The sequence below is a fragment of the Kocuria sp. BT304 genome, assembly GCF_003290245.1.
GTDB classification, from domain to species: Bacteria; Actinomycetota; Actinomycetes; order Actinomycetales; family Micrococcaceae; genus Kocuria; species Kocuria rhizophila_A.
In genome coordinates, this window is the sequence record NZ_CP030039.1 from 383,519 (window position 1) to 397,244 (window position 13,726).

General features: G+C 70.6%; 13 protein-coding genes. 5 read left to right on the forward strand and 8 right to left on the reverse strand.

Translation table 11 applies throughout. From position 1 onward, the window contains the following. The first annotated feature begins 65 nt into the window (after positions 1-65). Together DNL27_RS01730 and DNL27_RS01735 are read left to right on the forward strand one after the other, a co-directional pair. Positions 66-689, forward strand: coding sequence for a TetR/AcrR family transcriptional regulator (locus DNL27_RS01730; RefSeq protein ID WP_012397292.1), 624 nt, complete (start codon positions 66-68; stop codon positions 687-689). A gap of 49 nt (positions 690-738) precedes the next feature. Continuing rightward, entirely contained in the window at positions 739-1,152 is a 414-nt protein-coding gene (locus DNL27_RS01735; RefSeq protein WP_012397293.1) for a GNAT family N-acetyltransferase, read from the forward strand. A 139-nt stretch (positions 1,153-1,291) separates the two neighbouring features. On the opposite strand, the gene paaZ is transcribed toward DNL27_RS01735, so the two are convergent. Continuing rightward, on the reverse strand, positions 1,292-3,406 hold the full coding sequence (gene paaZ / locus DNL27_RS01740; protein WP_112234526.1) for a phenylacetic acid degradation bifunctional protein PaaZ: 2,115 nt from the start codon (positions 3,404-3,406) through the stop codon (positions 1,292-1,294). A gap of 261 nt (positions 3,407-3,667) precedes the next feature. Here paaZ and DNL27_RS01745 point away from each other — a divergent pair, with 261 nt between their 5' ends. Further along, the gene (locus tag DNL27_RS01745) at positions 3,668-4,153 is read left to right on the forward strand and encodes a hotdog fold thioesterase (protein ID WP_204360317.1); all 486 of its coding nucleotides are present in this window, start codon (positions 3,668-3,670) and stop codon (positions 4,151-4,153) included. Positions 4,154-4,343: 190 nt separating this feature from the next. Here the strand turns inward: DNL27_RS01745 and aceA are convergent, their stop codons facing one another. Further along, complete coding sequence (gene aceA / locus DNL27_RS01750) at positions 4,344-5,630, reverse strand: isocitrate lyase (protein ID WP_012397296.1); 1,287 nt, start codon at positions 5,628-5,630, stop codon at positions 4,344-4,346. Between the two features lie 163 nt (positions 5,631-5,793). On the opposite strand from aceA, the gene DNL27_RS01755 reads away from it, so the two are divergent. Further along, positions 5,794-7,578, forward strand: a complete 1,785-nt coding sequence (locus DNL27_RS01755) for a helix-turn-helix domain-containing protein (RefSeq protein ID WP_239494411.1) — start codon at positions 5,794-5,796, stop codon at positions 7,576-7,578. 148 nt (positions 7,579-7,726) lie between these two features. Beyond that, complete coding sequence (gene rraA / locus DNL27_RS01760; protein ID WP_012397298.1) at positions 7,727-8,194, forward strand: ribonuclease E activity regulator RraA; 468 nt, start codon at positions 7,727-7,729, stop codon at positions 8,192-8,194. A 235-nt stretch (positions 8,195-8,429) separates the two neighbouring features. Here rraA and DNL27_RS12325 read toward each other — a convergent pair whose 3' ends face one another. The 6 genes from DNL27_RS12325 to DNL27_RS01790 form a co-directional block, all read right to left on the reverse strand. Next, positions 8,430-8,732, reverse strand: coding sequence for a hypothetical protein (locus DNL27_RS12325; protein WP_162627086.1), 303 nt, complete (start codon positions 8,730-8,732; stop codon positions 8,430-8,432). Further along, positions 8,729-9,229, reverse strand: a complete 501-nt coding sequence (locus DNL27_RS12330; protein ID WP_162627087.1) for a hypothetical protein — start codon at positions 9,227-9,229, stop codon at positions 8,729-8,731. Before DNL27_RS12330 ends, DNL27_RS12325 begins: the two co-directional genes overlap by 4 nt. Before the next feature lie 225 nt (positions 9,230-9,454). Further along, a complete protein-coding gene (locus tag DNL27_RS01775) occupies positions 9,455-10,255 on the reverse strand; it encodes a hypothetical protein (RefSeq protein ID WP_112234529.1) in 801 nt (266 codons plus the stop codon). A 433-nt stretch (positions 10,256-10,688) separates the two neighbouring features. Continuing rightward, entirely contained in the window at positions 10,689-11,555 is an 867-nt protein-coding gene (locus tag DNL27_RS01780) for a 3-hydroxyacyl-CoA dehydrogenase family protein (RefSeq protein ID WP_012397302.1), read from the reverse strand. Continuing rightward, positions 11,552-12,484: an enoyl-CoA hydratase/isomerase family protein gene (locus DNL27_RS01785; protein ID WP_239494412.1), complete on the reverse strand. Its 933-nt coding sequence runs from the start codon at positions 12,482-12,484 to the stop codon at positions 11,552-11,554. Before DNL27_RS01785 ends, DNL27_RS01780 begins: the two co-directional genes overlap by 4 nt. A gap of 7 nt (positions 12,485-12,491) precedes the next feature. Beyond that, positions 12,492-13,715 carry a thiolase family protein gene (locus DNL27_RS01790; protein ID WP_058955156.1) on the reverse strand — a complete coding sequence of 408 codons (1,224 nt, stop codon included), beginning with the start codon at positions 13,713-13,715 and terminating at the stop codon, positions 12,492-12,494. Positions 13,716-13,726: the final 11 nt, after the last annotated feature.

Consider the following 13,726-nt stretch of genomic DNA (forward strand, 5'->3'; position numbering starts at 1 on the left):
CGGGTGCCGGGTGACGAGCCGGTAATCTGAACATCCCGTCCCCCGGAAGATCGAGGCCCACTCCCATGTCCCCCGAGCGCACCGCCACCGCCGACGACGCCGCTGCCGCACCCCGGCGCGGCCGTCCCGGCTACGACCGCGAGACCCTGCTGTCCGTGTGCGTGGACGTGTTCAACCGCTACGGCTACGACGCCACGTCCATGGGGATGCTGTCCAAGCACCTGGGGATCTCCAAGTCCGCGATCTACCACCACGTGGAGTCCAAGGAGGAGATCCTGGGGCAGGCCCTGGACCGTGCCCTGGACGCCCTCGAGGCGGTGTTCGCGGAGGTCCTGGCGAGCGACAGCGGTCCCGTGGTCAAGCTCGAACGGATCCTGGACGGTTCCGTGCGGGTGCTCGTGGCGCAGATGCCCTACGTGACGCTGCTGCTGCGGCTGCGGGGGAACTCGGAGGTCGAGGAGGCGGCGCTGCAGCGGCGTCGTACCCTGACCCGCAACCTGGAGGACCTGGTGCGTGAGGCCCAGGAACTGGGCGAGCTGCGCTCGGACATCTCCGGGAAGTCCGCGCCGCGGCTGATGCTGGGGATGGTCAACTCGATCGTGGACTGGTACCAGCCCGGGCGCTCCGGCACGGTGGACCAGCTGGCCGCAACCGTGGTGACCATGGTCTTCGCGGGTCTGCGGGCGTAGTCCGCGCTCCCACCGAGGGCAGGTGCCCGCACCCGCCTAGGGTGAGCTCATGGACATCTCCCGTTTTCGAGATATCGACTCCGCGGCACTGATCCGGCTGTACGACGCCGTGGGGTGGAGCTCCTACACGCGGCGCCCCGAGGACTTCGGGCCCATGATCCGCAACGCGTGGCTGGTCATCTCCGCCTGGGACGCGGGGGAGCTGGTGGGCCTGGTCCGGGTCGTCGGCGATGGAGTGACGGTTGCCTACATCCAGGACCTTCTGGTGCACCCGACCCACCAGCGCCAGGGCATCGGACGCGCGCTGCTCACCGAGGTGCTGGCCGAGACGCCCCACATCCGCCAGGTCTACATCACCACGGACGACGCCGCTGGGAACAGCCACGTGGTTGCGCTCTACCGCTCCCTGGGCTTCCGCCCCACCCCGGACCTGGGCTGCACCACGCTCGCGATCATGCGCTGAGCGGGCCCGCCCGCCAGGAAGGCTGCCCGGCAGTGCACGCGCGGCGGCCGTCGGCACACGCTGAGGCCCCGCGACGCGTCGTCGCGGGGCCTCAGCGTTCAGGTGCGGTCCGGTGTGTCAGCGGAACCCGCGCTGGGGCTCAGGCCTCCCGCACGGGCCACTGCTTGGCCACCAGGGTGAGGACGTCGTAGGTGGCCACGATCTCGTCCTTCTGGTTGGTCAGGCGGGCGTCCCACGCCACTTCGCCGTACTCGTCCGTGACACGCGGGGTGATCTTCTTGGCGGTCAGGGTCACGCGGATGGCGTCGTCGTAGGTCACCGGGGTGATGAAGCGCAGGTTCTCCAGCCCGTAGTTGGCGAGCACGGGCCCCGGGGCGGGCTCCACGAAGAGCCCCGCGGCCCAGGAGACCAGCAGGTAGCCGTGGGCCACGCGGCGCGGGAAGAACGGGTTGGCCGTGGCGGCCTCCTCGTCCGTGTGCGCGTAGAAGGTGTCCCCGGTCTTGTCCGCGAACTCCAGGATGTCGTCGAGCTTCACGGTGCGCAGGTCCGAGATGAACTGGTCCCCGATCCGCAGGGTCTCCAGGGACTTGCGGAAGGGGTGCTCGCCCGTGCCGTTCTCCACGTCCTCGCGGGTCACGGTGTTGGCGGTGGCACCCCAGTGCCACTGACCGGTGATGCCGGTGAGCAGGTCCGGGGAGCCCTGCACGGCGGTGCGCTGCATGTAGTGCTTCACGGCGCGCACGCCGCCCAGCTCCTCGCCGCCGCCGGCACGGCCGGGTCCGCCGTGCACCAGGTGGGGCACGGGCGAGCCGTGACCGGTGGAGGTCCTGGCGTCGTCGCGGTCCAGGAACAGCACGCGCCCGTGGTGGGCGCCGATCCCGGACGCGAACTGCGCGGCGAGCTCGGGGGAGTGGGTGCACACGGTGGCCACCAGGGAACCGCCGCCCAGGGCGGCGATCTCCACGGCGTCCGCCACGTCACCCGAGTAGCCGAGCACGGAGGTGACCGGGCCGAACGCCTCGACCTCGTGCACGGCGGGGGTGCGGGCGTCGTCGAACGAGAGCAGGGTGACGGGGAAGAACGCGCCGTCCTGGGGCACGGAGGACAGCTCCTCGGGCCCGCCCAGCTCCACCGTGGCTCCGGCGTCAATCAGGGTGCGCACGGAGCGCAGCACCTCGGAGGCCTGGTCCTCGGACGCGAGCGGGCCCACGGTGGTGGCGGGGTCCCGGGGATCGCCCACCACGCCGCGCTGCGCGACGCGCTCCTTCAGGGCCGCGACCACGGCCGGCTTGATCTCCTGCGGGACGATCACGCGGCGGACGGCCGTGCACTTCTGACCGGCCTTGGCGGTGATCTCCAGGACCACGGACTTCACGAACGCCTCGAACTCGGGGGAGTCCTCGGTGACGTCCGGGGCCATGATGGCGGCGTTGAGGGAGTCGGTCTCCGCGGTGAAGCGCACGCCCTTCTCCTGCACGTGGCTGTGCGCGCGCAGGGACCGGGCGGTGGCGGCGGAACCGGTGAACGCCACGTGGTCCCGGGCGTCCAGGTGGTCCAGCAGGTCCCGGGCGGAGCCGGAAATGAGCTGCAGGGAACCCTCCGGCAGCAGCCCGGAGTCCAGCATGAGCCGCACGCACGCCTCGGTCACGTACCCGGTGGGGGTCGCGGGCTTCACAATGGTGGGCACCCCGGCGATGAACGCGGGCGCGAACTTCTCGAGCATGCCCCACGCGGGAAAGTTGAACGCGTTGATCTGCACGGCCGCGCCGGGCAGCCGGGTGTAGATGTGCTCGCCCAGGAACGAGCCGTCCCGGGAGAGCTGCTCCACGGCGCCGTCCACGATCACGTTCGCGTTGGGCAGCTCGCGGCGCCCCTTGGAGGAGAACGTGAACAGCGTGCCGATGCCGCCGTCGATGTCGATCAGGTGGTCCTTGGCCGTGGCACCCGTGGCGTAGGAGATCTCGTACAGCTCCTCCTTGTGCTCCCCGAGGTACTGGGCCAGCTGCTTGAGGATCAGCGCGCGGTCGTGGATGCGCAGCTGCCCGAGCGAGGCCTGCCCCACGGTGCGCGCGTACTCCACGGCCCCGGCGGTGTCGATCCCGTCCGTGCTCACGCGCGCCACGAGCTCGCCGGTGGTGGCATTGCACACGTCTGCGACCCTCTGCGGGTTCTCCGGGCGCCACCAGGCACCCTTCACGAAGCTGGGCAGGATCTGCGGCTGCGGGGTGTCGATTGCCTGGTTCTGGGTGCTCACGCGGGGTCCTCCGGACTGTCGCGGCCGTTAGCCGAACGATCGGTCAGTATTGCCCCCAGGATAACCTAGGTCACACAGGCACACCATGGCCGTCACCCGGGTTGACCGCTCACGACGCCGCTCGGCGGCCTTTCCTGCGCAACGCACCCGGGCGGCGTCGTGGGCCCGGTGGGCCCGTGACGACGCGGAGGCCAGCAACGGCAGAGGCCGATGACGACAGCGACTCGACAACGACGAGAGACGCGGAACGAAGGAGCAGATATGCACGAGGACCCCACCCCCGCGGACGCACGCGTGGAGAACGAGCGGCGCGCGGCGTCGTCGGACGAGCAGAAGGGCAGGGCGTTCGACCCCTGGAACATCGAGCTGGGCGAGCTGGACCGAAAGATGGGTGTGGAGGTGGAGGAGCAGTCCGCCGAGCGGATCGTGGCCACCATGCCCGTGGCGGGAAACCGGCAGTCCCTGGGGCTGCTGCACGGCGGGGCGTCCGTGGCGCTCGGGGAGATGCTGGGCTCGTGGGCCGCGGTGATCCACGGCTCCACCATGGGCAAGGTGGCCGTGGGTGTGGACATCAACGCCACCCACCACGCCTCCGCCACGAGCGGACGGGTGCGCGGCGTGGCCACCGCCATCCGGCTGGGCCGCACCATGACCAGCCACGAGGTGGTCATCACGCACATCGACACCGGCCGCCGGCTGTGCACGGTGCGGATCACCAACTTCCTCAAGGACGCGCCGAGCTCCTGAAACCGGGCACACGTCAAGCGCCCCGGCGCCGCAGGGTTGCGGTGCCGGGGCGCTTGGTCGTCCGCGGGAGGGCTGAGGAGCCCCTCGGAGCGGACGAGGTGAACGCGGGGGTCGGGGTGCGAAGTCAAAGGCCCCAATGACCGTGCTGCGACCCCCGCGGGTCCGGATCAGTCCGTGGCCGCCGGGCGGCTCAGAACTGAGCGCTCTCGGTGGAGCCCTTGAGCGCGATGGTGGAGGAGTTCGGGTTGACCACCTGGGAGACCAGGTCGAAGTAGCCGGTGCCCACCTCGCGCTGGTGCTTGGTGGCGGTGTAGCCGCGCTCCTCGGCGGCGAACTCCCGCTCCTGCAGCTCCACGTACGCGCTCATCTGGTTGCGGGCGTAGCCGTGTGCCAGGTCGAACATCGAGTAGTTCAGGGCGTGGAAGCCCGCCAGGGTGATGAACTGGAAGCGGAAGCCCATGGCGGCCAGCTCGCGCTGGAACTTGGCGATGGTGTCGTCGTCCAGGTGCTTCTTCCAGTTGAAGGACGGCGAGCAGTTGTACGCCAGCATCTGGTCCGGGAACTCCTCGTGGACGGCCTCCGCGAACTGCTTGGCGAGTTCGAGGTCCGGGGTGCCGGTCTCCATCCAGATGAGGTCGGAGTACGGCGCGTACGCCTTGGCTCGGGCGATGCAGGGCTCGATGCCGTTGCGGACCTTGTAGAAGCCCTCCGCGGTGCGCTCGCCGGTGATGAACTCGGCGTCCTGCTCGTCGATGTCCGAGGTGATCAGGGTGGCCGCCTCGGCATCCGTGCGGGCAATGATGATGCTGGGCACGTCCTCCACGTCCGCCGCGAGGCGGGCCGCGTTGAGGGTGCGGATGTGCTGCTGGGTGGGGATCAGCACCTTGCCGCCCAGGTGGCCGCACTTCTTCTCGGAGGCCAGCTGGTCCTCCCAGTGCACACCCGCCGCACCGGCGTCAATCATGGACTTCATGAGCTCGAACGCGTTGAGCGGTCCGCCGAAGCCGGCCTCCGCGTCCGCGACGATCGGCGCCATCCAGTTCTCCACGGTGTGGACGTCCTCGGCGTGCTCGATCTGGTCCGCACGCTTGAGCGCGTTGTTGATCCGGCGCACCACCTGGGGAACCGAGTTCGCCGGGTAGAGGGACTGGTCCGGGTAGGTCTGGCCCGCCAGGTTGGCGTCACCGGCCACCTGCCAGCCGGAGAGGTAGATGGCCTTCAGGCCCGCCTTGACCTGCTGGACCGCCTGGTTGCCGGTCAGAGCGCCCAGAGCATTGATGTAATCCTCCGAGTTGAGCAGGTACCAGAGGCGCTCCGCCCCGCGGCGGGCGTTGGTGTGCTCTTCTCGAAAGGAGCCCTGCAGACGCAGGACCTCCTCGGGCGCGTAGTCACGGGTCACACCCGCCCAGCGCGGGTTCTCCTCCCAGTCACGGGCCAGTTCGGCGGCGCTGCGGAGGTTGCTGTTCTCGTTGCTCATCTCGGTCTCCTTTGATCGTTCGAGCCGGCGGCCTGAATGGAAGCTCCGCACGGGTAACTTGATGTGTTCTACTTTTGCCGCGATCTGCACCCCTGCAAAGGGGTTTTCCAGGTGAAGAATCGTGTTTCTTCACGTCTGAGAAAATTGGTTTTAAACTCGGGGTATGACCCCGACCACAGGCCCCCGCAGACGGCGTCGCACCGCCGATGCCGCTCCCTCCCCCTCCGCAGCCGGACCCACGAGCTCCGCGGCCACCGCCGGGCGCACCCCCGCGGACACCTCCGGGCGGACAACCCCCGCCGTGCGCGGCACCGCGGGCGCGCGGACCTCCTCGGCGGCCTCCATCGGCCGGGACGGCAGGGGTGCCGAGCGCGGGACAGTCGGCGCCGCGGCGTCGTCCTCCGGGGCCCGCGACGGCCTGCGGGGCGCACGCGCCGGAGCGGGAACCGGTGCGGGCGGGCGCACGCAGGCCCCGGTGCCGCCGGAGGAGGCGGGGGACCCCACGGACCCGATCGTGCTGGGGCGCCGCATCCGGTACCGCCGCAAGCGGCTGCGCATCACCCTGGAGGAGCTCGCGCGCACGGTGGGCATCGCGCCCAGTGCGCTGTCCCTGATCGAGAACGGCAAGCGCGAGCCCAAGCTCAGCACCCTCTCGGCCCTGGCCGGCGCGCTAGACATGGGTGTGGAGCAGCTGCTCGGGTCCAAGGCGCCGTCCCGCCGCATGGAGCTGGAGATCCAGGTGGAGCGGGTGCAGCGCGGACCCATGTACGCGGCCCTCGGGCTGCCCACCGTGCGCGTGGGCCCGGGCATGAGCACCGAGACGCTCGAGGCGCTCGCGGCCCTGCAGCAGCAGCTCGGCCAGCGATTGGAGGAGCAGGCCGCCACCCCGGAGGAGGCCCGGCGCGCCAACACCCAGCTGCGCGCGCGGATGCAGGGCGTGAACAACTACTTCGAGCGCATCGAGACCATGGCCGCGGAGCTGCTGGCCGCGATCAAGCACACGGGCGGGCCGCTGTCCGAGCACCACATCTCCCGGCTCGTGGAGCACGTGGGCTTCGAGATCCACCAGGTCCCGGACCTGCCGCACTCCACGCGCTCCGTCACGGACCTGCGCAACCGGCGGTTCTACCTGCCCACCTCCGCCGGGGCGGGCTCCCCGTGGTCCGTGCTGCTGCAGGCCGTGGGGCACCACCTGCTGGAGCACCGCCGGCCGGCGGACTACGGCGAGTTCCTGGAGCAGCGCGTGGAGACCAACTATTTCGCCGCGGCGCTGATGATCCCGGAGGCCTCTGCCGTGGACCTGCTCGCCCGCGCCAAGTCCCAGCGGGAGCTGTCCGTGGATGACCTCCGTGACGCGTTCGCGGTGTCCCACGAGACCGCCGCGCACCGGATGACCAACCTGATGACCCACCACTTCGACATCCCCACGCACTTCGAGAAGGTGCACTCCTCCGGGATCATCCACAAGGCGTGGCAGAACGACGGCCTGCAGTTCCCCACCGACCACAGCGGTGCCGTGGAGGGCCAGCGCGCGTGCCGGTTCTTCTCCGCGCGCCAGGCGTTCTCGGGCACCAACCGGCTGCTGTCCCACTTCCAGTACACGGACACCCCGCACGGCACGTACTGGTGCTCGGCGCGTGTGGAGGGCTCCGAGCACGGCGAGTTCTCCATCTCCTTCGGGGTCCCCTACGAGCACGTCAAGTGGTTCCGCGGCCGCGCCGCCGACTACCGCCGCACCTCCACGTGCCCGGACCCCGCGTGCTGCCAGCAGCCCTCCCCGGCTCTCGCGGACCAGTGGGAGGGACAGGCCTGGCCCTCGGCGCGCCCGGCCACCCACATGCTCGCGGCCATGCCCGCGGGCGCGTTCCCCGGTGTGGACGAGACCGAGGTGTTCCGCTTCCTGCAGCGCCACGCGCCCACCGTTGAACTGGATGCGGACCTCGCGTAACGTCCATCACGTTCCTACTGCCGCGTAGCCTGCCGTCCGCGTGCCCGTGGATGCCCCGTCCCGGGGCGCCGTGGGGCCCGCCACCACCGGACCGCCCCCGGGGGACGACGACGCCGCGCGGCCCCGTTCGAGACGAAAGGCCAGTCCCATGAGCATCTCCACGTGCGACCTCTACGACGAGCGCGGCGACGAGCTGCAGTCCGTGACCACCCAGTTCATCTCGGTGGGCGGTGTCCACCGGTTCACCGGCCCCATCCGCACGGTGCGCTGCTTCGAGTCCAACGTGGACGTCAAGAAGCTGGTGGCCACCCCTGGTGAGGGCGCGGTGCTCGTGGTGGACGGGCAGGGCTCCATGAACTGCGCGCTGCTGGGCGACAACGTGGCCCGCACCGCCATGCAGAACGGCTGGGCCGGTCTGGTGATCAACGCCCCCGTGCGGGACCGGGTGGAGCTCGGCACCCTGGAGATCGGCGTCAAGGCGCTGGGCACCAACCCCCGCAAGTCCTCCCCCAACGACTTCGGGGAGACGGACGTGATCCTCAACTTCGGCGGCGTGACCTTCCGCCCCGGCAAGACCCTGTGGGCGGACGAGGACGGGATCCTCGTGGAGCGCTGACCCCCGAGCCCGGTGCGGGCGCAGATCCCTCAGCGCGGCGTCGTCGTTCTCTGCGGCTGGGTGCTCGGGGACGCTGCCTCGCGCGCGGCCTGCCGCGGCGTCGACGAGGTGGATCCGGCCCCCGGGCCGGAGCCGGGAGCACTCGCGCCGCGGGCGCAGTTCCGTTGCCGAGCACGCAGCACGGGCGCGCCCCCGAGGGGGCGCGCCCGTGCTGTACGTAGGAAGCCAACCGTGCCTACTTCTTCAGCACGAACGTGGAACCGTTCCAGATGTACTCCAGGGTCTTCCCGTTCGGTGCCCCACCAGGGGCCACGTCCTTGATGAGGATGGTGGGCTCGCCGGAGGCATCGATCGTCAGCCCCGCCGGGTTGGTCGGGTACGGCGTGATGACGTTCGCCTCGGGGATGGTGCCGTTGGACGAGTAGCCCTCGTCAGTGGGTGAGATCACCGTGACACCCTCGCCGGAACTGAGGTACAGGTTGCCGTACTTGTCCACCGGGGTGCCTCCTGCCACGTCCCACACCTGGTCCCCGATCACGGGGGCCGGTCCGAACGACACCAGGGTGGTTGCATCCCGGTTGACCTCGTATTCACGGGGGTGTTGCCCTGGTAGACCGCAAAGCTGGGCTGCTTGCCCTGGGGTGCGGTGTCGGCGTGGGTCACACGTTCGTAGGACACGACCTCCATGGACCCGTACGCGGGGTGGTTCATCTGGAACCGCCCCGTCGCGGTGCACACCCCGGCGCAGGGGTCCTCAACGGCGGGAAGTGTGGAGCGGATGGGGGCGGTGCTCGAGGACGGTTGCGCCGACTGCGCCGGTGCCGTGTGCACCGCGCTCTGGGTCCCCTCGCTCTGGTTCGCCGCCTGGGTGCTCGGCACGGCGCTCGGGGTGCTGCTCGCCGAGGCGGCGGTGCTCGCGGCGGGCGACGACGCGGTGTCGGCGGCCTGCGAGGGGTCGCTTCCCTGGGCGCACCCCAGGAGCAGCGGGGTGGCCAGGACGGCGGCGGTCAGCGTCTTGGTCTTCGTGGAGCGCATCTCAATCACCTCTCGGCTGCGGAGATCTCTGTGATCGCCAGTGCCTCCACCCTCCGCCAGATGATTTGCTATTGCAACCGGCCGTGACCGGATCGTGACCGGTTCTTCTCGAGGGGCGGGATGACCGCCGAGCACCCTGGCCCTCGCGCACACGGGAAGCGGCCCCGCCGCAGCGGGACCGCTCCTCTCGTCATCCGGGTCGGGCGCCGGCGGCCGGATTGCGGGCTACTTCTTGACCACGAACTGGGAGCCGTTCCACGTCCACTTCACCGTCTCGCCGGTGTACACGTGGTCCTTGCCCAGAACCTTCTGGGTCACGGTGGGTTCCCCGGCGGGGTCGATGCTCGCGCCCGCGCTCTGGAACGGGAACCCCGGCTTCACCGACCCGGGCAGCGTGCCGTGGGAGTCGTAGCCCCTCTCGGTGGGGCTGATCACCGTGACGCCCATGCTGTCCGAGAAGTAGACGTTGCCGTACTTGTCCACCGGATGCTTGGGGTTCACTCCCCACATCTGGTCCCCGATCACGGGCTCGGGGCCGAACGACACCACGGTGGTCTTCTCCGGGGGCGACGCGTACCCCACCGCGTGGCCGTCCTGGTACACGGCGTAGCTGGGGCGCTTGCCCTGCGGGGCGGTGTCCGGCACGGTGGTCAGCGTGTAGGCCACGATCTCCATGGGGCCGAACGCGGGGTGCTCCACCTTCACGCGGGCGGCCTCATCGCACACACCGGCGCACGGGTCTTTCACAGTGGGCAGCGTGGAGCCGGAACCGGGCGCCCCGCTCGCGGACGGCGCGGTGGTCGCGGCGGGCGAGCTGGCGGCGTCGCCCCCGGGGGTCGTGGCGGCGGAACTGGCCGGTGCGGACGACGCCGCTGCGGCTTCCGTCTGCGACGCGGCCGGGCTGCTCGCCTCGGCGGACTGCCCGCCCTGCCCGCATCCCACGAGCATCGGGACCGCCACGACCACGGCCGTCAGTGTCAGGGTCTTGGTGGACTTCATCTCGATCACCTCTCGAACGGGAGTCATCTGACATGTCGAGCACGCACCACCATTCCGACTCGTGTTTGCGATAGCAACCCCCTGTGATCGGATCGTGACCTCGACCGGCAGACGGGAGGGGCGAGCGGGGGAGCGCCTGGCGGCGAGAGCGGCGCCACGAGAACGAGCGGCCCACGCAGTGCTGCGCGGACCGCTCGTCTTCGCCCCCTCCGGGTCCCAACCCCGGTTCTCTCCCCTTCTCCCCGCGCCGGGTCCCAACCCCGGCGCCGGCCCATTTCTCCCCTCCGGGTGGGGGCCCGGATCCTCCAGGTGGGACATGACCCACCCTGCGGGATCCGATTTGCGTGTGCAACCGTTCGTGATCGAATCGTGACCGGAAGAAGCCCGCCACCCGGGGTCCCCGGGTGGCGGGCTGCAACGCACAACATGCCTCTGACCTGGTCAGACGCTGGTCACGGGGTCAGGAGTAGTCGTAGAAACCCTTGCCGGACTTCTTGCCCAGCTCACCGCGCTCCACCATCTCCCGCATGAGCTGCGGAGGAGCGAAACGGGGTCCGAGCTCCTTCTCCAGGTACTCCGCGATGCCCAGGCGGACGTCCAGGCCCACGATGTCCGTGAGCGCGAGCGGACCCACCGGGTGCTTGTAGCCGAGCACCATGGCGTTGTCGATGTCCTCGGGGGAGGCCACGCCCTCCTCGACCATGCGAATGGCCTCCAGGCCCAGTGCCACTCCCAGGCGGGAGGACGCGAAACCGGGGGCGTCCTTGACGGTCACGGGGGTCTTGCCGAGACCTGCGACCCACTGCGCGGTGAGATCCTGCATGTCCTGACCGGTGCGCTCGCCCACCACGATCTCCACGAGCTTGGAGGCCGGGACCGGGTTGAAGAAGTGCATGCCGCAGAAGCGCTCGGGGCGCTGCAGCTCGGCGGCGAGCCCATCGATCGACAGGGACGATGTGTTGGAGGCGAGCCACGCGTCCTCACGCAGGTTGGCCTCCACGTTCTGCAGGGAGGAGACCTTGAGGTCCCAGATCTCGGGAACGGCCTCGACCACCAGCTCGCACTGGGCGAAGTCCGCGTAGTCCACGCTGACCGCGAAGTTCTCGGTCCACACGTCCAGGTTGCCGTCGATCTTCCCGCGCTCCAGGGACTTGGCGAGGTCGGACTCCACCCGCTCCTTCGCCGCCTCCGCGGCGGGGGCGTCCACCTCCACCACGGTCACGCGGGATCCCGCGATCAGGAACGCGTGGGCGATGCCCGCACCCATGCGGCCACCACCGAGCACACCCACGGTGGCGGGCACGGCAGCTGTGGTCTTCTCGGTCATTTCGTGGGCTCCTTCTTGCGGTCCAGGAACGCTTGCATGCGGTCGAACTTGGCCTGCGACTCGAACAGGACGGCCTGCGCGAGCTCGTCCACGTGGGGGTGTGCCTCGCGCGGCATGGCGAAGACCCGCTTGGAGATCCGCACGGCCAGGGGGTCCTGCGCGGCGATCCGGTCCGCGAGGGCGTCCGCGGCGGCCAGCAGCTCGTCCGGCTCGTGGATCTCGGTGATCAGGCGCGCCTGCAGGGCCTCGTCCGCGGAGAGGATCCGCCCGGCCATCAGGATGTCCTTGGCCAGGGCCTCCCCGGCGAGCTCCTTGAGCCGCCACAGGGCTCCCGCCGCGGCGATGATGCCGAGCCCGGTCTCCGGCTGGCCCACCTTCAGACGCGGCGTGCCGATCCGGAAGTCCGCGGCCCACGCGAGCTCCGCGCCGCCGCCCAGGGCGTACCCGTCCAGGGCCGCGACCACGGGCATGGGCAGCTTGGCGATCCGGTCAAAGATCTGCGAGTTCACCCCGCGCAGGGCGTCCTCACGACGCCGCTCGCGCAGCTGGGCGATGTCCGCACCGGAGGCGAAGATCCCTTTCCCGTTCACGCGGGTGCCGCTGAGCACCATGATCTTCGGCTCACGCTCCAGGTGCGCGCACACCGTGTGCAGCTCGTCCACCATGACCTGGTCGATCGCGTTGCGCACGTCCGGGCGGTCCAGGGCCACGTGCAGGCGGTCCGGGCGCTGGCTCACGCGCAGCGCCTCGAAGTCCGCGGCCCACGCGGGGGTTCCGGCCGGGGTCCGGCCCTCCGGGGTGGCTGCCGAGGGGGAGCCGCCGGTGGCGGTGCCCGCCGCGCTCCCGTTCGCGGAGGACGACGCCGCGGCGGTGCCGTCCGCGCGGTGCTCGCGTGCGGCGTCGTCGTGCGTGGGGTTCGTGTCCGTCACGGCCGGATCACACCCGCTCGATCAGCAGGGCGGCGCCCTGACCCACGCCGATGCACATGGTGGCCAGGCCCTTGGCGGTGCGCTCGCGCTCCATGCGGCCCATCAGCGTGATCGCGATGCGCGAGCCGGAGGAGCCCAGCGGGTGGCCGAGGGCGATGGCGCCGCCGTCCCGGTTGACGATCTCGGGATCCAGGCCGAGGCGGCGGATGGAGCCGAGGGACTGCGTGGCGAAGGCCTCGTTGATCTCCACGGAGCCGAGGTCCCCCACGGACCAGCCGGCGCGCTCGAGCACCTTCTCGGACGCGGGCACCGGGCCCAGGCCCATGATCTCGGGGGCGAGACCGGCGGAGGCGCCGTCCACCACGCGGGCCCGGGCGGTGAGACCGTACTTGGTCACGGCGCGCTCGCTGGCCACGATCACGGCCGAGGCGCCGTCGTTGAGGGAGGACGAGTTGCCGGCGGTGACCACGGAACCGCCCTTGACCACCGGGCGCAGCTTGGCGAGCACCTCGATGGTGGAGCCCTCGCGGGGGCCCTCGTCCGTGTCCACCACGGTGACCGCACCCTTGCGGCCCCTGACCTCCACGGGGACGATCTCGTCCGTGAAGTGCCCCGCCGCGATGGCCGCGAGCGCCTTCTCGTGGGACTGCGCGGCGAACTCGTCCGCGTCCTCGCGGGAGATGCCGTCCACGCGGGCGACCTCCTCCGCGGTCTCCGGCATGGAGTAGGTCATCTTGCCGTCCCGGGAGAGCGGGCCGTCCAGGAACGCGGGGTTGGGGAAGCGCCAGCCGATCGAGGTGTCGTAGACCTCGCCGGGCTTGGCGAACGCGGTGGCGGGCTTCTCCATGACCCACGGAGCGCGGGACATGGACTCCACGCCGCCGGCCACCACGATGTCCGCGGCACCCGACTTGACCATCTGCGAGGCGATCGTGATCGCGGACATGCCCGAGGCGCACAGCCGGTTGACCGTGATCCCGGGAACGGTGTCCGGGTAGCCGTTGAGCAGCCACGCCATGCGGGCCACGTTGCGGTTCTCCTCACCCGCGCCGTTGGCGTTGCCCAGGATCACCTCGTCCACGAGGGAGGGGTCGATCCCGGAGTCCTCCACCACGGAGCGGATGCACAGGGCGGCGAGATCGTCCGGACGCACGGAGGACAGCGCCCCGCCGTAACGGCCCACAGGGGTGCGGGCTCCCCCGACGAGGAAGGCTTGCGGCATCTCGGACATGGTGTCTCCTT

Excerpts from the sequence above, each read along its gene's own strand:
- DNL27_RS01745 (WP_204360317.1), top strand. The coding sequence starts at position 3,668 with ATGCACGAGGACCCCACCCCCGCGGACGCACGCGTGGAGAACGAGCGG.
- DNL27_RS01775 (WP_112234529.1), bottom strand. The coding sequence starts at position 10,255 with ATGACTCCCGTTCGAGAGGTGATCGAGATGAAGTCCACCAAGACCCTG.
- rraA (WP_012397298.1), top strand. The coding sequence starts at position 7,727 with ATGAGCATCTCCACGTGCGACCTCTACGACGAGCGCGGCGACGAGCTG.
- DNL27_RS01730 (WP_012397292.1), top strand. The coding sequence starts at position 66 with ATGTCCCCCGAGCGCACCGCCACCGCCGACGACGCCGCTGCCGCACCC.
- DNL27_RS01755 (WP_239494411.1), top strand. The coding sequence starts at position 5,794 with ATGACCCCGACCACAGGCCCCCGCAGACGGCGTCGCACCGCCGATGCC.
- DNL27_RS12330 (WP_162627087.1), bottom strand. The coding sequence starts at position 9,229 with ATGCGCTCCACGAAGACCAAGACGCTGACCGCCGCCGTCCTGGCCACC.
- DNL27_RS01735 (WP_012397293.1), top strand. The coding sequence starts at position 739 with ATGGACATCTCCCGTTTTCGAGATATCGACTCCGCGGCACTGATCCGG.
- aceA (WP_012397296.1), bottom strand. The coding sequence starts at position 5,630 with ATGAGCAACGAGAACAGCAACCTCCGCAGCGCCGCCGAACTGGCCCGT.
- DNL27_RS01780 (WP_012397302.1), bottom strand. The coding sequence starts at position 11,555 with ATGACCGAGAAGACCACAGCTGCCGTGCCCGCCACCGTGGGTGTGCTC.
- DNL27_RS01790 (WP_058955156.1), bottom strand. The coding sequence starts at position 13,715 with ATGTCCGAGATGCCGCAAGCCTTCCTCGTCGGGGGAGCCCGCACCCCT.